This is a genomic window from Nocardioides sp. (assembly GCA_037045645.1).
GTDB lineage: Bacteria > Actinomycetota > Actinomycetes > Propionibacteriales > Nocardioidaceae > Nocardioides.
The window spans coordinates 1394686-1417671 of the sequence record JBAOIH010000001.1; the positions used below are offsets into that span (position 1 = coordinate 1394686).

The 22986-nt window shown below is 67.1% G+C and carries 22 protein-coding genes; 10 read left to right on the forward strand and 12 right to left on the reverse strand.

Features of this window, described 5'->3' with window-relative positions; genetic code table 11:
• Positions 1–28: 28 nt before the first annotated feature.
• Entirely contained in the window at positions 29–1267 is a 1239-nt protein-coding gene (locus V9G04_06885; GenBank protein ID MEI2713014.1) for a cytochrome P450, read from the forward strand.
• A 112-nt stretch (positions 1268–1379) separates the two neighbouring features.
• Here the strand turns inward: V9G04_06885 and V9G04_06890 are convergent, their stop codons facing one another.
• The 5 genes from V9G04_06890 to V9G04_06910 all read right to left on the reverse strand — a co-directional run bounded on the left by V9G04_06890 (position 1380) and on the right by V9G04_06910 (position 6209).
• Positions 1380–1652, reverse strand: coding sequence for a hypothetical protein (locus V9G04_06890; GenBank protein ID MEI2713015.1), 273 nt, complete (start codon positions 1650–1652; stop codon positions 1380–1382).
• A gap of 500 nt (positions 1653–2152) precedes the next feature.
• Positions 2153–2920, reverse strand: a complete 768-nt coding sequence (gene map, locus V9G04_06895) for a type I methionyl aminopeptidase (GenBank protein MEI2713016.1) — start codon at positions 2918–2920, stop codon at positions 2153–2155.
• 22 nt (positions 2921–2942) lie between these two features.
• On the reverse strand, positions 2943–4115 hold the full coding sequence (locus V9G04_06900) for a thiolase domain-containing protein (protein MEI2713017.1): 1173 nt from the start codon (positions 4113–4115) through the stop codon (positions 2943–2945).
• Positions 4112–5164, reverse strand: a complete 1053-nt coding sequence (locus V9G04_06905) for a thiolase domain-containing protein (GenBank protein ID MEI2713018.1) — start codon at positions 5162–5164, stop codon at positions 4112–4114. Before V9G04_06905 ends, V9G04_06900 begins: the two co-directional genes overlap by 4 nt.
• Positions 5165–5171: 7 nt before the next feature.
• Positions 5172–6209, reverse strand: coding sequence for an OB-fold domain-containing protein (locus V9G04_06910; GenBank protein MEI2713019.1), 1038 nt, complete (start codon positions 6207–6209; stop codon positions 5172–5174).
• 58 nt (positions 6210–6267) lie between these two features.
• On the opposite strand from V9G04_06910, the gene V9G04_06915 reads away from it, so the two are divergent.
• Both V9G04_06915 and fadD8 read left to right on the forward strand, forming a co-directional pair.
• Positions 6268–7314 carry an LLM class F420-dependent oxidoreductase gene (locus V9G04_06915; protein ID MEI2713020.1) on the forward strand — a complete coding sequence of 349 codons (1047 nt, stop codon included), beginning with the start codon at positions 6268–6270 and terminating at the stop codon, positions 7312–7314.
• Positions 7311–8885, forward strand: a complete 1575-nt coding sequence (gene fadD8 / locus V9G04_06920; protein MEI2713021.1) for a fatty-acid--CoA ligase FadD8 — start codon at positions 7311–7313, stop codon at positions 8883–8885. The genes V9G04_06915 and fadD8 overlap by 4 nt, the downstream gene beginning before the upstream one ends.
• Positions 8886–8895: 10 nt before the next feature.
• Here the strand turns inward: fadD8 and V9G04_06925 are convergent, their stop codons facing one another.
• From V9G04_06925 to V9G04_06935, 3 genes are read right to left on the reverse strand one after another with little or no spacing between them, the layout of a single operon-like run.
• Entirely contained in the window at positions 8896–9501 is a 606-nt protein-coding gene (locus V9G04_06925) for a LemA family protein (GenBank protein ID MEI2713022.1), read from the reverse strand.
• A 1-nt stretch (position 9502) separates the two neighbouring features.
• Complete coding sequence (locus tag V9G04_06930; GenBank protein ID MEI2713023.1) at positions 9503–10213, reverse strand: DUF3137 domain-containing protein; 711 nt, start codon at positions 10211–10213, stop codon at positions 9503–9505.
• 37 nt (positions 10214–10250) lie between these two features.
• Positions 10251–11042: a crotonase/enoyl-CoA hydratase family protein gene (locus tag V9G04_06935; protein ID MEI2713024.1), complete on the reverse strand. Its 792-nt coding sequence runs from the start codon at positions 11040–11042 to the stop codon at positions 10251–10253.
• A 47-nt stretch (positions 11043–11089) separates the two neighbouring features.
• Here V9G04_06935 and V9G04_06940 point away from each other — a divergent pair, with 47 nt between their 5' ends.
• Complete coding sequence (locus V9G04_06940) at positions 11090–12706, forward strand: acyl-CoA synthetase (GenBank protein ID MEI2713025.1); 1617 nt, start codon at positions 11090–11092, stop codon at positions 12704–12706.
• A 1-nt stretch (position 12707) separates the two neighbouring features.
• A complete protein-coding gene (locus V9G04_06945; GenBank protein ID MEI2713026.1) occupies positions 12708–13799 on the forward strand; it encodes a nitronate monooxygenase family protein in 1092 nt (363 codons plus the stop codon).
• Between the two features lies 1 nt (position 13800).
• On the opposite strand, the gene V9G04_06950 is transcribed toward V9G04_06945, so the two are convergent.
• The 4 genes from V9G04_06950 to V9G04_06965 are packed head-to-tail and all read right to left on the reverse strand — an operon-like array spanning position 13801 to position 19521.
• A complete protein-coding gene (locus tag V9G04_06950) occupies positions 13801–15390 on the reverse strand; it encodes an AMP-binding protein (protein MEI2713027.1) in 1590 nt (529 codons plus the stop codon).
• Positions 15387–17204 (reverse strand): alpha-amylase family protein, encoded by a 1818-nt coding sequence (locus V9G04_06955; GenBank protein MEI2713028.1) that lies wholly within the window; start codon positions 17202–17204, stop codon positions 15387–15389. The genes V9G04_06950 and V9G04_06955 overlap by 4 nt, the downstream gene beginning before the upstream one ends.
• A 23-nt stretch (positions 17205–17227) precedes the next feature.
• On the reverse strand, positions 17228–18325 hold the full coding sequence (locus tag V9G04_06960) for an acyl-CoA dehydrogenase family protein (GenBank protein ID MEI2713029.1): 1098 nt from the start codon (positions 18323–18325) through the stop codon (positions 17228–17230).
• Positions 18325–19521, reverse strand: a complete 1197-nt coding sequence (locus tag V9G04_06965) for an acyl-CoA dehydrogenase family protein (protein ID MEI2713030.1) — start codon at positions 19519–19521, stop codon at positions 18325–18327. Before V9G04_06965 ends, V9G04_06960 begins: the two co-directional genes overlap by 1 nt.
• A gap of 114 nt (positions 19522–19635) precedes the next feature.
• On the opposite strand from V9G04_06965, the gene V9G04_06970 reads away from it, so the two are divergent.
• The 5 genes from V9G04_06970 (at position 19636) to V9G04_06990 (ending at position 22986) form a co-directional block, all read left to right on the forward strand.
• Entirely contained in the window at positions 19636–20874 is a 1239-nt protein-coding gene (locus V9G04_06970) for a Rieske 2Fe-2S domain-containing protein (GenBank protein ID MEI2713031.1), read from the forward strand.
• On the forward strand, positions 20874–21176 hold the full coding sequence (locus V9G04_06975; GenBank protein MEI2713032.1) for a hypothetical protein: 303 nt from the start codon (positions 20874–20876) through the stop codon (positions 21174–21176). Before V9G04_06970 ends, V9G04_06975 begins: the two co-directional genes overlap by 1 nt.
• The gene (locus V9G04_06980) at positions 21166–21936 is read left to right on the forward strand and encodes an FAD-binding oxidoreductase (protein MEI2713033.1); all 771 of its coding nucleotides are present in this window, start codon (positions 21166–21168) and stop codon (positions 21934–21936) included. The genes V9G04_06975 and V9G04_06980 overlap by 11 nt, the downstream gene beginning before the upstream one ends.
• On the forward strand, positions 21920–22300 hold the full coding sequence (locus V9G04_06985) for a 2Fe-2S iron-sulfur cluster binding domain-containing protein (protein MEI2713034.1): 381 nt from the start codon (positions 21920–21922) through the stop codon (positions 22298–22300). The genes V9G04_06980 and V9G04_06985 overlap by 17 nt, the downstream gene beginning before the upstream one ends.
• Before the next feature lie 326 nt (positions 22301–22626).
• Positions 22627–22986, forward strand: a complete 360-nt coding sequence (locus V9G04_06990; protein MEI2713035.1) for a hypothetical protein — start codon at positions 22627–22629, stop codon at positions 22984–22986.

Here is a 22986-nt window from a genome sequence, read left to right on the forward strand (position 1 = left end):
GAACATGTTCTGATTTTGGAGGGAAGCTGTGACTTCTACCGCGTTGCCCGTCGACTTCGACCCCACGGAGCCGGACATCAACCTCGTCGCGATTCCGCACGAGCAGTTCAAGGCCCTGCGTGAGACCTCTCCGGTCCACTGGGTCGCCCAGGACGCAGCCGCTTCTGCCGGTTTCGTCGATGTCGCCGCCGAGGGCTATTGGGCGGTGACGCGGCACGTGGACATCTCGGCGGTTTCCAAGAACAGCAAGGACTTCTCCACCAACGTCAACGGCGCGATCATTCGCTTCGCACCGGACATGACCCGAGACCAGGTGGAACTCCAGCAGGTCATGCTGATCAACCAGGATGACCCGGGCCACGGCACTCTCCGCCGGATCATCAGTCGCGGCTTCACGCCGCGTGCGGTCAACAGCCTCAAGGACGCCCTGGAGGGGCGCGCCCGCAAGATCGTCGCCGACGCCAAGGCCAAGGGCGCCGGCTGCTTCGTGGAGGACATCGCGGCCGAACTTCCGCTGCAGGCGATCGCCGACCTGCTCGGCGTGCCGCAGGAGGACCGTCGCAAGCTGTTCGACTGGTCCAACCAGATGCTGTCGTACGACGACCCGGAGATCGAGGGCGACGCGACGCTCGCGTCGATGGAGATCCTCGACTACTTCATGCCGATCGCCGAGGACCGCAAGGCCAACCCGCGCGACGACATCGTCTCCAAGCTGGTCAACGCCGGCGAGGACGGCGAGGGCCTGACCGCCGACGAGTTCGGGTTCTTCGTGATCTTGCTGACCGTCGCGGGCAACGAGACCAGCCGGAATTCGATCACGCACGGCATGAAGGCGTTCTTCGACCACCCCGAGCAGTGGGAGCTCTTCAAGGCCGAGCGCCCGGAGACCGCGGTCGACGAACTCATCCGTTGGGCCACTCCGGTCAATGCGTTCCAGCGTACGGCCCTCAACGACGTGCAGGTCGGCGACCAGTTGGTCAAGAAGGGCCAACGCGTCGGCATCTTCTATGGCTCGGGCAACTTCGACGAGAGCGTCTTCGAGGACCCCTACACGTTCAACATCCTGCGCAACCCCAACCCGCACCTGGCTTTCGGCGGACACGGCGCGCACTACTGCATCGGCGCCAACCTGGCGCGGCTGACGGTCGGGCTGATGTTCAACGCCATCGCCGACGAGTTGCCGGACATCTCGCTGGTCTCCGACCCGCGCCGGCTGCGGCACTCCTGGATCAACGGCATCAAGGAGATGCAGGTCAAGTACGTCTGAGACCGTGGCGGACCACCTCGGTCCGGACAGGCTCAGGATTTGTGGGCGGGGCTTCGGCCTCGCCCACGCCTGAATTCAGGCGCCCGAGTGACGCGACGCCGTCACGCGCGGGCTAGCCGGCGACGAGCGACACCACCGCCACGACGACCGTGGACACGATCTCGCCGATCCCCAGAGCGCGCGGCGACCAGCGCCTCGGCGGGACCGCCCACGCGCGCACCGTGAGCAGCGCGAAGACTGCTGCCAGCGGCCACGACAACGTGGCCACGAGCACCGTCGAGAGTGCGTGGAAGGCCACCGACAACGCCAGGATGCGCGGATTCTCGCGCTCGCGGATGGCGCTCTTGACATAGAACACAGTGCCGGCGAAATACAGGAACTGCACCAGGGCCAACTGCCACGCCCGCTCGAGTGAGGCCGAGCTTCCCGGCGTCGTAGGCGACCACCGTCATCAGGGCCGAGCCCACGACGGTGGTGAGCCCCGCGAGCAGGTCTCGCTCTCGGCGCGCCGCCGCAGCCCAGAGTCCGACCGCGAGCGGCACGACGAACAGCGGTGCCCACCGCAGCAGGTCTGGTCGTGCGAGAGCCACGACGAGACCCAGCACGGCCGCGAGACCGGCGTACGCGCGCACGGGTGGCCAGAACCGCTCGCGGCGCCCGCTCTTGAGCCACAGTGAGGTCGCGAAGAAACAGAAGTACCCCGCGAACCAGAACACCGCCAGCGGGAGGTCCACCCATGTCCAGCCCCCCGCGATGATTCCCACCAGCAACGGCGAAGCGAGCATCGCCCAGGCGCCGTGCTGATTGGGGATCCACCCCGGCGAGCGTCTGCGCGCGCGGGCGTCCGTTCTCTTCGCGCGCAGGCTCGGGGACGCGTTCATGGTGTCAGTCGCGCGCGGTCAGGATGATCGGGCCGTCGGGCGTGATGGCCACCGTGTGCTCGCTGTGCGCGCCCCGCGATCCGTCCTTGCTGCGCAGCGTCCAGCCGTCCTTGTCGGTGTAGATCTCGTCGGTGGTCTGCAGGAACCACGGCTCCAGGGCCAACACCAGACCAGCCTTGAGGGGCAGCCCGCGACCCGCGCGACCGTCGTTGGCCACGTGCGGGTCGCCGTGCATCGTGCGCCCGACCCCGTGGCCGCCGAACTGCAGGTTGATGCCGAGGCCGGCCGCGCGTGCGACGTCACCGATCGCGGCGGAGATGTCACCCATCCGGTTGCCGACCCGGGCCTGCTCGATGGCGGCGTCCAGGGCACGACGGGTGGTGTCGATCAGGGCGAGATCCTGCGGGTCGGCGTTGCCGGCGACCACACTGAGCGCCGAATCAGAGACCCACCCGTCGACCGCGACCGCGAAGTCCACCGACACCAGATCACCGTCTGCGATCACGTAGTCGTGGGGAAGGCCGTGCAGCACGGCGTCGTTGACGCTGGTGCACAGCACGTGACCGAACGGCGAGGCTCCGAAGGACGGGTGATAGTCGAGGTAGCACGACTCCGCGCCCCGGTCACGGATCATCTGGTGGGCCAACTCGTCGAGTTCGAGGAGATTCACCCCGACGTCGATCTTGGCCTCCAGCGCGGTGAGCACCTCGGCCACGAAACGGCCGGCGGGGCGCATCTGCTCGATCTGGGCAGGCGTACGGAACTCGATCACCCGACAACCCTAGGCGACAGTGTCACTGCGGCTTCTGGCTCCCCACCACCCACATCGAGAAGAACTGCGAGCCCCCGCCGTACGCATGCCCAAGCGCCCGGCGTGCCCCGTCGACCTGGTGCTCACCGGCCTGCCCGCGCACCTGCAGCGCGGCCTCGGCGAAGCGCAACATTCCCGACGCGCCGATCGGGTTGGAGGACAGCACCCCGCCGCTCATGTTGACAGGCAGGTCCCCGCCGAGCGCCGTGACACCCCGCTCGGTCAACTGCCAACCCGTGCCCTCGTCGGCGAAGCCGACATTCTCCAACCACATCGGTTCGAACCAGGAGAAGGGCACATAGATCTCGGCGCAGTCGATCTGGCGCCGCGGGTCGCTGATCCCGGCCTGCTTGAAGACCGCGGTCGCTGCCGCCTGTCCAGCCTGGGGGTTGACCTGGTCGCGCTCGGCTGCCGTCGTGGGCTCGCTGCGCATCGCGGTGCCGTGGATCCAGGCGGGCGCGTCGGCGGCGTCGGCGGTCCGCTCGTCGGCGATCACCAGTGCGCAGGCGCCGTCCGAAGACGGGCAGGTCTCGTCATAGCGGATCGGGTCCCACAACATCTGACTCGCCAGCACCGACTCGACGGTGGTGTCGGGGTTCTTGAGGTGGGCGTACGGATTGCGCAGCGCGTTCTGCCGGTCCTTTGCCGCCACGATCGCGCCGATATGGGTCGGTGCACCGGAGCGGCGGATGTACGACCGGACGTGCGGCGCGAAGTAGCCGCCCGCTCCGGCGTGCACCGGCATCACGAACGGGATCGGCACGCTCAGTGCCCACATCGCATTGGACTCGGACTGCTTCTCGAAGGCTACGGTCAGCACCCGGCGGTGTACGCCCGACTGCACCAGCGAGGCCGCCACGATCGCCGTCGACCCGCCCACCGAACCGGCGGTGTGCACGCGAATCAACGGCTTGCCGGCGGCACCCAGCGCCTCGGCCAGATAGAGCTCGGGCATCATCACGCCCTCGAAGAGGTCGGGCGCCTTGCCCACCACGACCGCGTCGATGTCCGCGAAGCCGAGACCGGCGTCGGTGAGTGCTCGGTCGATCGCCTCGCGGCACAGGCCTGCCATCGAGACGTCCTCGCGCTTGGCGCGATGGTGTGTCTGGCCGATGCCGATCACGGCTGCCCGCTGCTTGCTCATGCCCAGACTCATGATTGGGCTCCCATCACGCACAGGAGGTTTTGTTGCAACAACGGCCCGGAGGTCGCGTGCCCCAGGGTTCGGTTGGCCGCGCCCGACCAGATCCGTGCCGCCGCCTCACCGATCCGGTTGGCACCGCCACCGAACATCGGATTCCCGGCGAGCGCCCCGCCGCTGGGATTGACGCGTACGTCGTCGGCCAGCCCGAGTGCGTGCCGCAAGATCAACTCCTGGTGAGAGAACGGGGCGTGGAGTTCGGCGATTTCGATTCCGGCCAGATCAAGCCGCGCCGCCGCGTTGGTCGCACTGGCCGAGACGGTGAGATCGCGGTGCCCCAGGTGATGGGGGTCGATCGCATGAGCGAAACCCGTGATCCACGCGGGTTGTTCGCGCACCTCGCGTGCCCGGTCACCCGCAGCCAGCACCAGCGCCGTGGCTCCGTCGGTGACCGGCGCGCAGTCGGGCTTGCGGAGCGGGTCGGCGTACACCTCGTGCGCCAGCACCTCCTCGGGCGTGATCGCCCCCTTGCGTACGGCGTGCTCGTTGCTCGCCGCGTCCGTCAGGGACCGCGCGACGACCTCGGCCATCGCGCGTTCGTCCCACAAGCCGGCATCCAGCCCGAGCCGGCACTGCAGCGCCGCCAGGGACACGCTGTCCGGCCACAGCGGTGTCATCGTGTAGGGGTCCAGTTGCAGCGCGAGCGTACGGCGCAGCACCCCCGCGCTGGACTTGCCGAAGCCGTAGACGATCGCCGTGTCGACCTCGCCGGTCTGGATCTTGAGCCAGGCCTCGTACAAAGCCCACGCCGCGTCCATCTCGACATGGGACTCGTTGACGGGAGGGAGGACGCCGATCGAGTCGACGGCGCTGACGAAGGAGAACGAGCGCCCGGCCAGATAATCCGACGAGCCACTGCACCAAAAGCCGACGTCGTCCTTGGTCCACCCGGTCTGTTCATAACACTCGGCGAGTACGGGCACGAGCAACTCCACGCACTGCGGGGAGCCGTCGAAGTTCTGTATCTGTCGGTGGGCGAAGCCCACGACTGCGGTGTCTCTCATGATCGCCTCAGAGGTGCTTGCGGTAGGTGTCGTAGTCCGCGTCGGGTTCGCCGGTCGGCCGGAAGTACGCGATGTTCTCGATCGAGGTGGTCCACTCGTCCTCCGGGCGCCACACGGCTTCGACCCGCATCCCCATCCGCACCTCGTCGGCCGGGATCTCCTGGATCAGGTGCTGGATCGCGATGTCCGCGCCGTCGAGCAGGACGTACGCCGAGACGTACGGCGGCTGGATCCGTTGACCCAGGAACGGCACGTTGACCACACAGAAGGTGGTGATGGTGCCGGTGCTCGGCAACTCGATCTCGCCCGCGGTCGGGACCCCGTCGACGGGGCACGCGCCGCGCGGGGGGACGTAGACCTTGTCGCAGACCGGACAGCGCTGGGCGAGGATCCGCCCTTGGGCGAGGCCCGAGAAGAACGCGGACTCCTCCGGCGAGGCCGAATACACGTAGTCGAGGGACACCGGCGTGACGATCCCGGTGACCGGCTCGTCGCCGCCTTCCGGTGGTTGAGGAGGCCGCGCAGCGGCCGTCTCTGGTTCCCGTGCCGCAGCTTCCGGTGGTTGAGGAGGCCGCGCAGCGGCCGTCTCGAAACCACGTCCGGCCGCGCTCATAGGCTCGAAGCAGGCGATGTCGGTCATCGCGCCCACTCGTTCCTCGGACCAGCGCACGCGTACGCGCTGCCCCGTCGCGACCTCCGCGGCGGTCGCGACGTCCAGAGCATGCAGCATCGGGGCATCCGCCCCGTCGAGTTGCACCAGCACCCACGCGAACGGCCGGTCGAACGGCTGTCCTGCCACCGGCTCCGGCACCCAGGTCCACGAGGTGACGACGCCTTCGGGTCCGACCTCGACGAACTCGCTGATCGGCTCGTGGTTCGCCGGGTCGAACTCAGGTGGAGGCACCAGCGTGCGTCCCTCGGACGTACGACCCGCCAACACCACGCCGTCGCGCAGTCCCGAGAAGAACCGACCCAGGACCGGTCCTGTCGAGCGGGTGTAGTCGAACGACACGGTCACGGGCTTGGACAGTGTGCGTGGAGCCATTGGTCGAAACTAGAACATGTTCTAGAACTCGGCAAGGGAACCTGGCAGGCTGTGAGCCATGAAGCTCGGTCTGCAACTGGGGTACTGGGGCGCACAGCCCCCGCAAGGGGTCGCCGAACTCGTGGCGGCCGCGGAGGCAGCCGGCTTCGATGCCGTCTTCACTGCCGAGGCGTGGGGGTCGGATGCCTTCACGCCACTGGCCTGGTGGGGACGCGACACCGAGCGGATCAGACTCGGCACCTCGATCGTGCAGATGTCGGGACGCTCGCCGACGTCGATCGCTATGCACGTACTCACGCTCGACCACCTCAGCGGCGGCCGCGTGATCCTCGGCATGGGCGTGAGCGGGCCGCAGGTCGTCGAGGGGTGGTACGGCGCCCCGTTCGGCAAGCCGCTCGCGCGCACGCGCGAGGTGGTCGACATCATCCGTCAGGTGCTGCGACGGGAAGGCCCGGTCACCAACGACGGCCCGCACTACCCGTTGCCGTACGCCAGTGAGGGCAGCACCGGTCTGGGCAAGCCGCTCAAGCCGATCGTGCATCCACTGCGCGCCGACGTGCCGATCTGGCTGGGCGCGGAAGGTCCCAAGAACGTCGCGCAGACCGCCGAGATCGCCGACGGGTGGATCCCGATCTTCTATACGCCCAAGTCCGCGGCCATGTATCAACCGTGGCTCGACGAAGGCTTCGCCCGCCCCGGTGCGCGGCACACCCGCGACACTTTCGAGATCGCCGCGACCTGCCACCTGCAGATCACCAGCGGCCCGGAGGAGACCCAGGCGGTCGTCGATGCGATCAAGCCGATCGTCGCGCTCTATATGGGCGGGATGGGCGCCAAGGACGCCAACTTCCACAAGAACGTCTTCGACCGGATGGGCCTGGCCGACCTGACCGAGGAGGTGCAGCGGCTCTATCTGAGCGGCGCCAAGGATCAAGCCACCGCCCTGATTCCCGACGATCTGGTCCACGACATGCACATCATCGGCACGCAGGACGAGGTGCCTACGAAGATCGCTGCCTGGGAGGCCACCGGCGTCACCACGCTGCTGCTGTCGTGCCGTACGCCCGAAGAGGTCCGTCGCGTCGCCGAGGTGGTCGGCTCGTGAACGATCTGCACGCAGGCACCCACAACGGACAACTGATGGTCGCGGCGTTGAAGCGACAACGCCACGAGCCGGTCGTGTCGTTGGGCGAGGTGACGCTGACCGGCGCCGAGGTGGCCGACGAGATGAGTCGCTACATCCAGGCCTTCGAGGCTCTCGGCGCAGGTGCGGACTCACCCGCCGCGCTGCTCGCACTCAACCGTCCCGAGGTGCTGTTCATCCTCGGTGCCGGGCAGACCCAGGGCTACCGGCGCACGAGTCTGCATCCCCTCGGCTCGGCGGACGACCACGCGTACGTCCTGAGCGATGCCGGCATCGAGACCCTGGTGGTGGATCCGGTCTTCGCCGAGCGCGCGGTCGCGCTGTTGGAGAAGGTCGACGGGCTACGACAGATCCTCACGATCGGTCCCGTTCCCCAGCCGGTGACTCAGGCCTGCGAGCGGCTGGGCCGTCAGGCTCACGACCTCGTCGAGGCCGCGAATTCGTACGACGCGCGCCCGTTGACCGCGGCTGTGCTCGCCGACGACCACGTCGTGTCGATCACCTACACCGGCGGCACCACCGGACGCCCGAAAGGAGTCCTCGGCACCGCGCGCCAGATGGCGACGATGACCCAGATCCAACTCGCCGAATGGGAGTGGCCCGACCGTCCGCGCTTCCTGCTCTGTACGCCGCTGAGCCATGCCGGTGCCGCGTTCTTCGTGCCGACCATCGTCAAGGGTGGCAGCCTGCTGGTCCTGCCCAAGTTCGACCCGGCCGAGGTGCTGCGCACGATCGAGGAGCAGCACATCACCGCCACGATGCTGGTGCCATCGATGCTTTATGCCCTGCTCGACCACCCGGATTCGCGCACCCGCGACCTGAGCAGCCTGGAGACGGTCTACTACGGAGCCGCGGCGATCAACCCGACCCGCTTGCAGGAGGGGATCGACCGGTTCGGACCGATCTTCGCGCAGTACTTCGGCCAGTCCGAGGCCCCGATGGTGATCACCTACCTCGGTCGCCACGAGCACGACTCGGCTCGCCTGACGTCGTGCGGGCGGCCCTCCGCGTTCTTGCGTACGGCCCTGCTCGACGAGTCCGGCTCGGTCGTGTCGCCGGGGGAGCCGGGGGAGATCTGCGTAGCCGGACCACTCGTGGCCGCGGGCTATCGCGAGCGACCCGAGGAGACCGCCGAGACCTTCCGCGACGGGTGGTTGCACACCGGCGATGTTGCGCGTGAGGACGACGAGGGCTTCTGGCACATCGTCGACCGGACCAAGGACATGATCGTCACGGGCGGTTTCAACGTCTTTCCTCGTGAGGTCGAGGACGTGATCGCCGCTGACCCGGCAGTGGCCCAGGTGGCGGTGATCGGGACTCCCGACGAGAAGTGGGGCGAGGCCGTGACCGCACTGGTCGTCCTGCGTGACGGCGAGGTGCTGGACCAGACGGTGGTCGAGCGGATCACTGCGCGCGTCAAGGAGGCCAAGGGCAGCGTCCAGGCGCCCAAGCAGGTGCTGGCGATCGATGCGATCCCGTTGACCGGACTCGGCAAGCCGGACAAGAAGGCGCTGCGCGCGGCGTACGCCTGAGTGCCCGGCGTCAGTAGCCGGTGCTCGGAGCCTGTCGTGCCGCCGGATCACGCAGTTCGAAGAACTGGGCTGGACGGAAACTGAACAGCGAGGCCACGATGTTGGAGGGAAAGGTCGCGCACCGGGTGTTGTACGCGCGCACGTTGCCGTTGTAGAAGCGCCGGGCCGCCGCGATCCGGTCCTCGGTGACGGTGAGTTCGCGCTGCAGTTGCAAGAAGTTCGCCGACGCTTTGAGGTCGGGGTACGCCTCGGCGCGTACGAACACCTCCTGTACGGCCCCGCCCAGCGACTCCTCGTACGACTGCCGGTTCCCTGGTGGTTCGCTGCGGTGCGCCGTGGCAGCTTCACGGGCAAGTGTGAGTCGTTCCAACACCTCGTGCTCGTGGGCGGCGTACCCCTGCACGGTGCGCACCAGGTTGGGGATCAGGTCATGGCGGCGGGTGAGTTCGACGTCGGTCTGCCCCCAGGACTCCGACACCAAGGTGCGCTGACGCACGAAACGGTTATAGCTGGTCATCACCAACAGCGCCGGGATCAGCAGCAGCACAAAAGGCAGACACAACACCCCGATGATGCCGAACTCGGCACCGCCGATTCCGAAGACAAGAGCGTCCACGTCATTCACCCTTCAAGTTGCGCCACACGTGCTCCGGCACCCGATCGATGATCGCATCGAGCATCGCCAACCGGGCGGTGATCTCGGGAATCTCCGACGCTCCGGGACGCGACGACATGATCGACGGGCCGTCGAAGCAGAACGCGAAATGCGGCTCTTGCATCAGCAGTTCCATCATCTGCGGATGCAGCAGGTCGCTGGCGAAGCGTCGGCTGTCCGAGGTGACGGTGAACATCCGGTTGAAGTCCTCGGACTCCAACTCGATATCGGTATTGGTCAGCCGCCCGATGAAGCGGCCGAAGAACCCCTCGGGCGTCACCGAGAGCGGCGGGAAGTTGGCGCCGGTGTTGAGGACCACCACGCCGTACGGGTGCGCCACCTCGCTGCTGCGGGAATTTCCGTCGGAGTCTGTCGAATGCTCGGTCGTGTAATACAGGTAGTCCATCGCGACGAAGCCACGGCCTTCGAACTGACCGGCGATGATGTTGTGTGCCTGGCGGTTGTGGCCCTGTTGGAATGGCGCCACGTTGAAACGCTCGCTCCAGGCGTCGTCGCGTTGGACGTACGTCCACCCGCGCGCCTGGGCGAGCCCCGCGATGGACTGGCGGCGTTGCTCGGCGAGTTTGTTGTTGCGGATCACCAAGAAGATGATCACGACGAGCCCGACGACGAAGAGCAGGCACGGCAGCAACATCCCGGCGCCCATGATCATTTCCACGGGCGTGAGTGTAGAAGTCAGGACCCAGCAGTCAGGACCCGGTGAACTCCGGGCGTCGCTTCTCGACGAACGCGCGTGGGCCTTCCTTCGCGTCGGCGCTGGCGAAAACGGCTGCCCCTACGCGGGCATCCTCGGCCCAGCAGTCGTTCTCGTGCTTGCCTTCGCTGTCGCGGATCGTCTGGAGCACTGACCTCACTGCGAGAGGTCCGTTGGCGGCGATCAGCTCTGCGAGCTCGTGCGCCTTGGCCAATGCCTGGCCGTCGGGGACGACGTGGCCGATCAGGCCGACCTCCTTTGCTTCGGGTGCCTTGATGTGGCGCCCGGTCAACAAGAGATCGGCGGCGACGGTGGCCGGGATCTGACGGGGCAGGCGTACGGCCGACCCCCCGAGCGGATAGAGCCCCCAGCGGACCTCGGAGACCCCGAACCGTGCAGATTCGCCCGCGACCCTGATGTCGGTGGCCTGCAGGATCTCGGTGCCGCCCGCGATCGCCGGGCCCTCGACAGCCGCGATCAGGGGCTTGGTCAACCGAAAACCCTTCAGCAGCGACTTGATCACGCTCGGGTCGAACTCGCCGGACTCGAAGGAGTCGCTGGGTGCCTTCGCGCTCATGGCCGAGAGGTCGGCGCCGGCGCAGAAAGACCCTCCGGCGCCGGTGAGGATGCACACGCGTACGTCGTCGTCCTCGTTGACCCGGTCCCAGGCCTGGCTCATGATGGCGAGCATCTCGCCCGAGAGTGCGTTGCGCTTCTCAGGGCGGTTCATGGTGACGACGAGCGTGTGTTCGTGCAGCTCGACGAGGGCGTGCGGAGCGTCCGACATGAGGGAAACCGTAGCGAGAAAATAGAACGTGTTCTAGTCTTCCGCCCATGGCGCTGAACATCGCAGACATCTTCGAGCACGCGGTCGACGTCGTACCCGACCGTGGAGTGATCCAGGTGGGGGACCGGATCGTCACCTACGCGGAACTGGAGGCCGACGCCAACCGTCTCGCCCACTATCTGCGCGCGCAAGGTGTCGGCGCGGGCGATCACGTCGGCATCTATGCCAAGAACAGCGTCGAGCACGTCGTGGCATTGCTCGGGATCTTCAAGATCCGCGCCGTCGCGATCAACGTCAACTACCGCTACGTGGAGGCCGAGCTCGACTACCTGGTCGAGAACTCCGACATGGTGGCGCTGCTGCACGAGCGGACGTACGCCCCCCTCGTCTCGGTGATCGCGCCCAAGCACCAGGCGCTCAAGACCATCGTGGCGATGCCCGACCCGACCGCACTGGACGACGCCTCGGACGTGTCGGCGTACGGCGGGGTGCTCTGGGAGGACGCCCTGGCCGGTCAGAGTGCGGAGCGAGACTTCGAGCCGCGCAGCGATGACGACCTCTACATCGTCTACACCGGCGGCACGACCGGCTTCCCCAAGGGCGTGATGTGGCGCCACGCCGACTTCTGGCGCGTGCTCGGTGGCGGCATCGATTTCATGTCCGGCAACCGGTTGGAGGAGTACGACCAGTCCAAGCAGGCCGCGAGCAACGAGCCGATGGTCACGTTCCCGCTCAGCCCGCTGATGCACGGCGGCGCACAGGCCGCGATGCTGATGCACCTCTTCGCGGGACACCGGACGATCCTGGCGCCGAAGTTCGACCCCGACGAGGTCTGGCGCACGATCCAGGACAACGGCGTCCAGTTGATCTTCATGACCGGCGATGCGATGGCGCGACCGCTGATCGAGGCGTACGAGGCAGGGGAGTACGACGCCTCGACGCTGGTCGCGGTGGCGTCGTCGGCCGCGATCTTCAGCCGCCCGGTCAAGGAGCGCTGGATGAAGGCGTTCCCCAGCACCTTCTTCACCGATTCGATCGGCTCTTCGGAGACCGGCTTCTCCGGCACGGGACTCCAAGACAGCGAGAACATCAAGGGCGAGGGCCCCATGGTCTCGCTGGGACTCGAAACCGTCGTCCTCGACGAGGACAACCAGGTGATCGACCCGAGCCGGGTCGGCGCGATCGGGCGCCTGGCGAGATCGGGGAGTGTCCCGGTGGGCTACTACAAGGACGAGAAGAAGTCTGCGGAGACCTTCATCAACGTCGACGGTGTGCGCTACTCGGTCCCGGGCGACTTCTGCCGGATCGAGGCCGACGGCAAGGTGACGATGCTGGGCCGTGGCTCCAACTGCATCAACACCGGAGGCGAGAAGGTCTATCCCGAAGAGGTCGAGATGGCACTCAAGGGCCACCCCGACGTCTATGACGTGCTGGTGGTCGGGGTCGCCGACGAGACGTACGGCAGCCATGTCTCCGCGGTCATCCAGCCGCGGGGGGAGGCGCGCCCGACCGCCGAGGAGCTGCGTACGTTCCTGAGCGGCCAGCTCGCCTCCTACAAGATGCCGCGCTCGGTGTCGTTCGTCGAGGAGATTCCGAGGTCCGCGACAGGCAAGGCCAACTATCCGATGGCCAAGCAGATCGCGAACGACGCACACGGAGGCTGACATGCGTACCCCTATCTGTGACCTCTTCGGCATCGAACTGCCGATCTTCGCCTTCACTCCCTCGGAGAAGGTGGCCGCGGCGGTGTCGCGCGCGGGCGGTCTGGGCGTGCTGGGGTGCGTCCGTTTCAACGACCCCGACGAGCTCGACAAGACCCTGACCTGGCTCGACGACAACACCGACGGCTTGCCCTACGGCGTCGATGTCGTGATGCCGATGAAGATCCCGACCGAGGGCGCGGCGGTCGACCTGAAGGCGATGATTCCGCCCGAGCACGTGACGTTCGTGGAGCGCACGTTGCAGCAACTCGGCGTGCCGCCCCTGCCCGAGGGAGAGGGTCGCGAGGGCGTGTTGGGGTGGTTGCACTCGGTCGCGCGCTCGCATGTGGACGTGGCGCTGGCGCACCGACCGGTGTTGATCGCCAACGCGCTGGGGTCGCCGCCGGTCGACGTGATCGAGCAGGCGCACGCGGCCGGCGTGAAGGTCGCGGCACTCGCCGGCGCGGCCAAGCATGCGTTGTCACACGTGGCCAACGGCGTCGACGTGATCGTCGCCCAGGGTTATGAGGCCGGTGGGCACACAGGCGAGATCGCCTCGATGGTGCTGACTCCCGAGATCGTCGACGCGGTCGGCCCGTCCGTACCCGTCCTCGGTGCCGGCGGGATCGGCTCCGGCCGTCAAGTCGCGGCCTCGTTGGCGCTCGGAGCCCAGGGTGTGTGGACGGGCTCGATGTGGCTGACGGTGGAGGAGTACGACCTCTCGTCCGGCACCGGCATCCGTGACGGCCTGCTGCGCGCGAGCTCGGCCGACACCGTGCGTACGCGGGTCTACACCGGCAAACCTGCCCGGCTTCTCAAGACCAAGTGGACCGAGGCATGGGCCGCATCCGATGCCCCCTCGCCCCTGCCGATGCCGCTGCAGAACCTGCTCGTAGCCGACGCGCACAACCGGATGAACTCCGGCGACAATCCCGACACGGTCTCCATGCCCGTAGGTCAGATCGTGGGCCGGATGAACGACGTACGCCCCGTCGCCGACGTGATCGCGCAGTTGGTCGCGGAGTACGAGGCCGCCGTCGCCGCCCTCCCGCGCTGACTCACGTGGGGGAGTAGGACGTGCCGCGCTCGGCGCGCACCCACGTCGCCGCGCTCGCCCCACCCCGGGCCAGCTCCCGCTTGAGGATCTTGTGTGTCGCGGTCTGCGGGAGCTCGTCGAGCAGGCGTACGAACCGCGGCCACGCCTTGCCGGACAGGTCGTCTTGCGCCGCGAGGAAGGTCTCGAATTCCTCGGGGGTCAAGCCAGCGCGGGGCGCGTCCTGCGAACTCGAAGCAGCCTCGGGCGCCAGCCACAGCGCGGCCATCACCTGGTCGCCCACCGAGTCGTCCGGCACGGCGTACACCGCAGCTTGGGCGATCGAGGCGTGTCGCATCAGGATCCGCTCGATCGGTGCGGCGGCGAGGTTCTCGCCGTCGACGCGCAGCCAGTCAGCCGTACGACCCGCAAAGTAGAGCCACCCGGAAGCATCGCGATAGGCCAGGTCCCCGGACCAGTACATCCCGCCGCGCATCCGCTCCAGATCGGCCGCCTCGTTGTTGTAGTAGCCCGCGAAGGCGCCCGCGCCGGAGGTGTTCACCAGTTCGCCGACCGCCTCGTCACCGTTGAGCAACGCCCCGGTCGAATCGAAGACGGCGTCGGGTACGCGCTCTCCGGTGTCGGAGGACAGCACCTCGACTCCCGGTAGGCCGCGACCCAGCGACCCCGGCGGCATCCCCGGGAGGCGCTGCACGATCACCGCGTTCTCCGTCGAGGAGTACGAATCCACCACCTCGCACGCGAACCGTGAGGCGAACGCCGCGATGTCGCGCTCGTTGGCCTCGTTGCCGAACACGAGACGCAGTGGGTTCTCCGCGTCCTGGGCCCGTGCCGGGGTCGCCAGCACGTACGACAGCGGCTTGCCGACGTAATTGGCGTACGTCGCGCCGTACTCCCGCACGTCGTCGAGGAAGTGCGTGGCCGAGAACTTCTTGGCCAGACCCATCGTGGCGCCCGACGCGACCGCCAACGCCCAGCCGGCCATCACGGCGTTGGAGTGGAACAGCGGCATCGACAGATAGCAGCAGTCGTCGTGGGTGAGGCCGAAGCGCCCAGAGAGCAGGACGCCCGGCACCGTCACCTTCTCGTGAGTGACGCGTACGGCCTTCGGGTCGCCGCTGGTGCCCGAGGTGAAGATCAACATGAAGAGCGTGTCAGGATCGATCGAAGCCGCCCACCAGGACGGGCCCGCCTCCCAGTTGTGGGTCGACGCGTCGATCACCGGGATGTCCAAGGACAGGCCGTCCAGCAACGCCGCCGGGCCGGGTTCGGTGACGATCACCTGACAATCCGAAGCCGCGATGTCAGCCGCCAAGGCCGAACCCCGCCGAGTGGTGTTGAGACCCACGACCACATGCCCACCCAGCCCAGCTGCGGCGAGCTGCGAAACCATCTCAGGGGTGTTGTCCATCAGCAGTCCCACGTGCGGCGGCCGATCGGGCGACAGCATCGACGCGAGCGCACGGGCACGGCGGTCGGCACCCGCGATGTGCCTGCGCCAGGACCACGACGCGGAGCCGAACCTGACGCCCACGCCCTCGTCGTGCGCCAACGCCAAGAGTTGCTCTCGCAGGGTGACAGGTCGCTCGTTCATCTCATTCCTTCACATAGAGCCACGCGGCTGCGTACGGCGCGAGTCGCACCCGGCCCTCGACCAGGTCGACGGTGCCGAGCGCGTCGAACCAGTCCGGGGCGGTGCAGGCCCAGCCAGTGCAGCACATCGGCCTCGATCCAGCGTTCGGTTGCCGTTACGTTGGCCGCACAGAGGATGGGGCCGTGCGCGGCCCGGCGTACGACCAACAGCACCCCGTCGTCGCGGGGATCCCAGATCTCGGTCGGAGTGGCGGCGTGCAATTCGGGCAGTTCTCGCCGAGCGCCGACCAGAGAGGCCAGCCCGGTGGCGATTCCTTCTGAGACCGGCGGCGAACCCCACGGCATCCGGGGCCGATGCACCCACCGGTTGTCCTCGGCATGCCCCGGCTCGCCGGCCCAATCCGGATCGTTGAGCAGGCCGATCTCGTCGCCCATCCACAGCACCGGGAGACCACCGAACGACAGTGCGATGGCGTACGCCAACAGCACCCGGTCGGCGCCGTACGGATCGCCGCACTCGACACCGGCCAGCGACGCCGCCATCCCGCAGATCCGCCGGTCGCCCGTGGCAGGATTCTCCTGGAAGACCAGGCCACGAGCCCATGACCCCGGGAACTCGCCCGAGTACCACGAGGACAGGAAGTGTCGGTGGCTCGCTCCGTCCACACCCGCCCGCCAGGCATCGGTGTCGTCGATCGCCCAGCCGATGTCGTCGTGGCAGCGGACGTAGGTGATCCACGAGGTCGTCGATGGCGGCTGGGGTAGCCCCTGCAAGGCGAGGGTCCCGACCGAAGCCGACCCGGACGCGAGCATCGACCAGATCTGCACCATCAGACTGTTGTGGTACGCCAGATCACTGACCTTGCCAACATGCGACCCCACACCGAGATAGGCCGGAAGGTCCGCCGGCCCGACGATTGCCTCGGCCTTGAAGAGCAGGGCTGGGCAGGCGATCCGGGCAAACGTACGCAGGGCTTGCGTGAGGTCGTGGACCTCGGGCTGGTTCTGACACGTGGTGCCCAGGCGCTTCCAGATGAACGCGATCGCGTCCAGCCGAAGAATCTCGACGCCAAGGTTCGCCAGGAATCCGACGATCGAGGCGTACTCACACAGCACATCCGGGTTGGCCCAGTTGACGTCCCACTGATAGTCGTTGAAGGTCGTCCACACCCAGCCGTTCACGTCGGCGTCCCAGGTGAAGTTGCCCGGTGCAAAGTCCGGGAAGACCTCGGGGAGTGTCTCCTCGTACGTGTCGGGGGTGCGGCGATCCGAGAAGACGTGGAAGAACTGCCGCTTGGCCACGTCGCCCGCCCGCGCCGCGACGGCCCATTCGTGTTCGCGCGCCACATGGTTGAGCACCAGGTCGAGGCACACGCTGATGCCGTGTCGGCGCAGCAGGGCGGTGAGCCCGCGCAGATCGTCGATATCGCCGAGGTCCGCTCGGATCGAGCGATAGTCCTGCACCGCGTACCCGCCGTCACTGGGCGCTGGTCGCGGAGTGAGCAGCGGCATCAGATGCAGGTAGGTGACTCCCAGGTCCTGGAGGTACGCCGCGTGCTTACCGACACCCGCGAGTGTGCCGGCGAATCGATCCGCGTACGCCGCGTAGCCCAGCATCGAGGACCGTTGGAACCAGTCGGGCTCGGCCAGGCGTCGCTGATCGAGTTCGTGGAGATCGTCGGGGCGCTGGTCGTGCACCTCGCGCGCGATCGCGATCAGGCGATCGGCGATGTGCTCGGCCCGCTCAGAGCCGTACGCACTCGCGAGCGCGGTGAGGAGATCGGGTCGCCATTGGCGGATGCGGTCTTCGAGCACGGAGTCAGTATGGCGAAGACGATTCAGCCGTCTGCCAGCGCACGACCGATCGTGAGGGCCTGAGCCGTCGCACCTGCGAAGGTGAATTCCCAGCGCTTCGCGGCAGTGAAGTATCGGTGTGCCTCGCCGTCGAGATCGATGCCGACGCCGCCGTGGACGTGTACGGCGGTGTGCGCGACGCGGTGAGCGGCGTCGGCGGCCCAGAGCAGGGCCGTCGCGACCTCCGTGGTGGCGGGCAGGCCCTCGGCCACGCGCCACACCGCCTGCCACAGCGTGAGTCGTTGGCCGAGCACGTCGATGTGTCCGTCGGCCAGGCGGTGACGCACACCTTGGAAGGTGCCGATCGGGCGACCGAACTGCTCGCGCGTGGTGGCGTACGACGCCGTCAGTGCCAGGGCGCCTTCGGTGATCCCGAGGAGTTCTGCGCACGAGGTCACCGCGAGCAGGTCGTGAAGTCGGGTGACCGTGCTGCCGTCGAGGGAGCCGACGAGTTCTGCGGTCGTGTCGGCGAAGGTGACCAGGCCCGCGCGGTCGCGATCACTGGTGTGTTGGTCGGCAATCTCCATGCCGTCCGCGAGCGCCTCCACCAAGAACACGCCGACCCCGTCATCGGTGTTCGCGGTGACCAGAATGGCGTCGCTGTGCGCAGCGGCGCGTACCAGCGTCTTGGTGCCGGTGAGCGCCCAAGACTCGCCGCGGCGTACGGCGCGCACCTGCGGCAACGCGGGCGCAAACGCGAGATCCTCGGCCACCGCGGCGCTGAACCGGCGCTCACCGGTGGCGGCGCCGAAGAGCCAGAGGTGCTGCTGTTCGTCGCTGCCGAGCTCTGCGACCAATTGCGCAGCGGCGATATGCGTCGCGACCGGCGCCGGGGCAAGTGCCCGACCGCACTCGACGATCACCGGGCACGCGTCGACGAGCCCGAGGCCGGCACCGCCCCACTGCTCGGCCAAGGAGAGTGAGAGCAGTCCGGCGTCGGCCAACGTGTTCCACACGTCTAGGTCATATCGATCGCCCTGCGTTTCGAGCGCTTTGAGCATGGCGGGGGAGCATTGCTCACCGAGGATGCTGCGTACGAGGGCCACAGCCTCGTCGGATTCTGGGGTGAAGGTGAAGTCCATCAGGCCCTCTTCTCGAACGGCAGCCCGAGGGCCACATAGCCGATGATGTCGCGTTGGATCTCGTTGGTGCCACCGCCGAAGGTCATCACCAACGACGAGCGGAAGAAGCGCTCGAGGCGGCCCGTGATCGCGGCGCCTGGGGAGTCGGCGGTGACGAGCGCGCCGGGTCCGACGATCTCCATCAACGTCCGATAGACCTCGGTCGCCAGCTCGGAGCCGTAGATCTTGATCGCGGACGCGTCCGCAGGCGAGAGCGCAATCCCGTGGTCGGCGTCGGTCGCGAGTTTGTAGTTCATCAGCGCCAGCGCTTCTGCTCGCGCATGTGCTCGGCCGAGCAGTCCTTGCACCCACTCCTGGTCGATCACCCGTCGACCATCGGGCAGCGTCGTCTCGCTGGCCCAGTCGACGACCAACTTGATCGAGTGCCGTAGGGGCGCGGCCGACGTCAGCGCGACCCGCTCGTGGTTGAGCTGGTTGGTCATCAGCCGCCAGCCGCCGTTGAGATCCCCGACCAGGTTGCTCGCGGGCACGCGTACGTCCTGGTAATAGGTCGCGCTGGTGTCCACGCCTGCGACCGTGTGGACAGGGGTGTACGACACGCCGGGCGCGTCGGCCGGAACCAGGATCATCGACAGGCCCTTGTGGCGGGGCAGGTCCGGATCGGTGCGACACGCCAGCCAGAGCCAGTCGGCGTACTGGATCAACGACGTCCACATCTTCTGGCCGTTGATCACCCATTCGTCGCCCTCTCGCACCGCGCGGGTCTTGAGCGAGGCCAGATCGGTGCCCGACTCCGGCTCTGAATAGCCGATCGAGAAGTGCAGTTCGCCCGCCAGGATCTTCGGCAGGAAGTACGCCTTCTGCTCGTCGGTGCCGTAATGCATGATCGTCGGCCCCACGGTGTTGAGCGTGAGGTAGGGGATAGGTACGCCTGCCACCGCCGCCACGTCGGTGAAGATCAACTGCTCGATCATCGGCCGGTCCTGGCCGCCGTACTCCTTCGGCCAGCCGATCCCGAGCCAGCCGTCGGTGCCGAGTTGACGGATCACGGACTTGTACGTCTCGGTGTCCCCGAACTCGCCACTCATCGCCGAAAGACCGGCGCGACGCTCCGGTGTGAGCAGAGTCTCGAAGTATTCGGTGAGTTCTGAGCGCAGTCGGACCTGTTCTGGAGTCAAGTCGAGGTGCAAAGCCACGCTCAAAACTATAACGTGTTCTAGTATTGAGAGCACGGGTCGGTCGAGCAGAGTCGAGACCAACCCAGCAGTCGGTCGAGCAGAGTCGAGACCAACCCAGATGGAGGACCCCCGATGCCCAACAGCACCCGCGCCCTTGACCGCGGACTTCCGCCGGAGCGCTTCGCGCGTGGCTGGCACTGTCTCGGTCCGATCGCCGACTTCCGCGACGGCAAGCCGCACTCCGTCGAGGCGTTCGGCGGCAAGTTGGTGGTGTGGTCCGACACCCAGGGCAACGTCCACGTGCTCGACGGCTATTGCCGCCACATGGGCGGCGACCTGACCCAAGGCACCGTGAAGGGCGACGAGATCGCCTGCCCGTTCCACGACTGGCGCTGGGGTGGCGACGGCAAGTGCAAGTCGATCCCGTACGCCCGCCGGGTGCCTCTGCGCGCGCGCACGCAGAACTATCCGACGCTGGAGCGCAACGGTCTGCTGATGGTCTGGCACGACCCCGAGGGCTCGGCTGCCGACCTTGAGATCGCGCCGCCCGAACTCGAAGGGATCATGGACCCCGAGGTCTATACCGACTGGAACTGGAACGTCCTCGACGTCCCGACCGCCCACTGTCGCGAGATCGTCGACAACGTCGTGGACATGGCGCACTTCTTCTACATCCACTTCGCTTTCCCGACGTACTTCCGCAATGTCTTCGAGGGCACCCAGGCCTCGCAGTTCATGGAGTCCACCGGCCGTCCGGACAAGATCGGCGAGGGGTACGGCGACGAGTCGCTACTGCTGAAGTCCGAGGCGACGTACTTCGGTCCGGCGTTCATGGTGAACTGGCTCAAGAACGACTACAAGGGCTTCATTACCGACGTCGTGCTGATCAACTGCCACATCCCGACCTCCAACAACTCGTTCAAGTTGATGTTCGGTCTCAAGGTGCTCAAGCCTGAGGGCATCGACGCGAAGACGACGAAGTACATCGGCGACAAGTACTCCCAGATGTTCGGCGACGGCTTCATGCAGGACGTCCAGATCTGGCTCAACAAGGCCCCGGTGCAGAACCCGCTGCTGTGCGAGGAGGACGGGCCGGTCTATCAGTTGCGTCGCTGGTACGAGCAGTTCTACGTCGACGTGGCCGAGGTGACGCCCGAGATGCAGGAGCGTTTCGAGTTCGAGGTCGACACGACCAAGGCCAACGAATACTGGCGCGCCGAGGTGGCCGAGAACCTGGCCGCGAAGGCGGCCCAGGACGCCGAACCGCTGGTTGAGGAGCCGGCGCAGCCGGCGTCTCGAAACCACCCGGACGTCGAACCGCTGGTTGAGGAGCCGGCGCAGCCGGCGTCTCGAAACCACGCGGAGGCCTGATGGTCTCCTTCGCGCCCCTTTCGAACGACACGTACGAGGACCAGCGCCTCTACACCGAAGCGCGCCTGGTGGATGTGGCGTGTCTGGACTGCCTGGTGCACGTACGCGTGAAGAAGAACAGCGATCACCAGACCTCGATCCAGTGGGGCGAGGACGGTCCGTCGCAGTGTCCGGAGTTCGCCCGGATGGCGGCTGAGTCGGGCGGTCGGCACATCTACCAGCGCTGTGAGCGCCTGGCCGCCTCCATCGAGGGTGCGGTACGCGACGGCGCGGTGACGATCGGAGCAGAAGATGGCTGGTGAGGAGTCCTACTTCCTGACCGTCACCGAGGTGACCCACGAGATCGACGACGCGGTGTCGGTCGAGTTCTCGGTGCCGGAGGGCGCCGAGGCGGAGTTCGCGTTCAAGCCGGGACAGTTCCTGACGCTCGGCGTTCCCTCGGACGAGACCGGCTTGGCCGCACGGTGCTACTCGCTGTGTGTGCCTCCTGGCGAGGCGCTGCGGGTGGCGGTGAAGCGTACGGCTGACGGGTACGCCTCCAACTGGATCAACGACAACCTGGCCGTGGGTGACACGGTCCGCGTGCTGCCCCCGTCAGGGATCTTCTCGCCCAAGTCGCTGGACGACGACCTGTTGTTGTGGGCAGGCGGGTCGGGGATCACCCCGATCATGTCGATTCTGCGCACAGTGCTGCGCGACGGCACCGGACGGGTCGTGTTGTTCTACGCAAACCGCGACGAACGCTCGGTGATCTTCGCCTCGGCGTTGGCGGCGCTGTCGCTCGAATTCCCCGATCGGCTCCAGGTGGTGCATTGGCTGGAGTCGGTGCAGGGGTTGCCGTCGATGGAGCAGTTGCGCGCGTACGCCTCGACGTACGACACCTGGACCTCCTTCTGTTGCGGTCCGGCGCCCTTCATGAAGGCGGTCTCGGACGCGTTGCGCTCCTTGGACTTCCCGCGCGAACGGCGACACCAGGAGAAGTTCGTCTCGCTGGGCGGCAACGTGTTCGGCGACGTCGAGGAAGTGCAAGCTTGCGGCCCGTACGTTGGCCGAGGCCGATGATGCGGAGCACAGCACAGCCGAAGGCGGCGATACGGTCGAGCAGTCCGCAGACTCGGTCGAGCAGAGTCGAGACCACTTCCCCGGCCCGATCGCGGTCGAGGCCGAACTCGACGGTGAGACCTACTCCTTCGTCGACTGGTCCGGCAAGGAATCCCTGTTGGAGTTCTTGGAGTCCAAGGGCATCGAGGCGCCGTACTCCTGCCGGCTGGGCCAGTGCTCGGCCTGCGCTTGCATGGTGCTGGAGGGCGAGGTCACGCTCGCCAACAACGAGGTGCTCGATGACGCCGACCTCGCCGACGGCATCCGCCTGGCGTGCCAGGCGCATCCGGCGTCGGAGAAGTTGCGCGTCACCTACAACGGCTGACGTCGGGACGCTTGACGCAGGGTGCAGCCACGCAAGCCGACCGCCGCCTACGTCACGGTTCCTGCAAGTTGGGTTCTGAAATTTCTCGGGACGACCGTTCGACTTACTGTTGACCGGTGAGTATGTCTCCCACGCCCGAACGTCGCCTCAACCGTCGCCAACTGACTCGCGGAGCGGCGTGGAGCGCCCCCGCTGTGGTCCTCGCCACGTCTGCCCCCGCCACGGCGGGCTCGGCCTCGCTGTGCAGCCCGATCTCAGTCTCGGCAGCGGGTCAATGGACCTATGACAGCAACGGTTGGGGGACCGGGCGCCAGCGCACAATTACGGTGACGAACATCGCTGCCGAGACTCTGCCCGCTGGTTACTTCAACATCGAGGTGAAGGACGCCAGGGTGTTTTGGTCCGATGGGGAGCCTGAGGTCACGACCACTGTCACGCTGGCCTACGACGAGACGCTCCTAGGGTTGACCGGCAGTCCCAACCCCTTCACGTCCACGGTGGAGGCTCCGAACAGTTACGGATTTGCCACGGCTCTCTGGACGCTGACTCCCCTCGGTCCGCTAGCGCCCGGTGAGTCCGTGACTGTCATTGAAGTCAATCCCCGCACGGAATCGTTGGACTTCCTGGCCACTGTCTCGGTGCAAGGCCAAGTGTGTTCGATGTACCCCGAAGGCGGAGGAGAGTAA

Excerpts from the sequence above, each read along its gene's own strand:
- V9G04_06950 (MEI2713027.1), bottom strand. The coding sequence starts at position 15,390 with ATGAACGAGCGACCTGTCACCCTGCGAGAGCAACTCTTGGCGTTGGCG.
- V9G04_06905 (MEI2713018.1), bottom strand. The coding sequence starts at position 5,164 with ATGAGAGACACCGCAGTCGTGGGCTTCGCCCACCGACAGATACAGAAC.
- V9G04_06940 (MEI2713025.1), top strand. The coding sequence starts at position 11,090 with ATGGCGCTGAACATCGCAGACATCTTCGAGCACGCGGTCGACGTCGTA.
- V9G04_06945 (MEI2713026.1), top strand. The coding sequence starts at position 12,708 with ATGCGTACCCCTATCTGTGACCTCTTCGGCATCGAACTGCCGATCTTC.
- V9G04_06975 (MEI2713032.1), top strand. The coding sequence starts at position 20,874 with ATGGTCTCCTTCGCGCCCCTTTCGAACGACACGTACGAGGACCAGCGC.
- V9G04_06930 (MEI2713023.1), bottom strand. The coding sequence starts at position 10,213 with ATGATCATGGGCGCCGGGATGTTGCTGCCGTGCCTGCTCTTCGTCGTC.
- V9G04_06910 (MEI2713019.1), bottom strand. The coding sequence starts at position 6,209 with ATGGCTCCACGCACACTGTCCAAGCCCGTGACCGTGTCGTTCGACTAC.
- V9G04_06960 (MEI2713029.1), bottom strand. The coding sequence starts at position 18,325 with ATGGACTTCACCTTCACCCCAGAATCCGACGAGGCTGTGGCCCTCGTA.
- V9G04_06900 (MEI2713017.1), bottom strand. The coding sequence starts at position 4,115 with ATGAGTCTGGGCATGAGCAAGCAGCGGGCAGCCGTGATCGGCATCGGC.
- V9G04_06935 (MEI2713024.1), bottom strand. The coding sequence starts at position 11,042 with ATGTCGGACGCTCCGCACGCCCTCGTCGAGCTGCACGAACACACGCTC.
- V9G04_06915 (MEI2713020.1), top strand. The coding sequence starts at position 6,268 with ATGAAGCTCGGTCTGCAACTGGGGTACTGGGGCGCACAGCCCCCGCAA.
- V9G04_06970 (MEI2713031.1), top strand. The coding sequence starts at position 19,636 with ATGCCCAACAGCACCCGCGCCCTTGACCGCGGACTTCCGCCGGAGCGC.
- V9G04_06980 (MEI2713033.1), top strand. The coding sequence starts at position 21,166 with ATGGCTGGTGAGGAGTCCTACTTCCTGACCGTCACCGAGGTGACCCAC.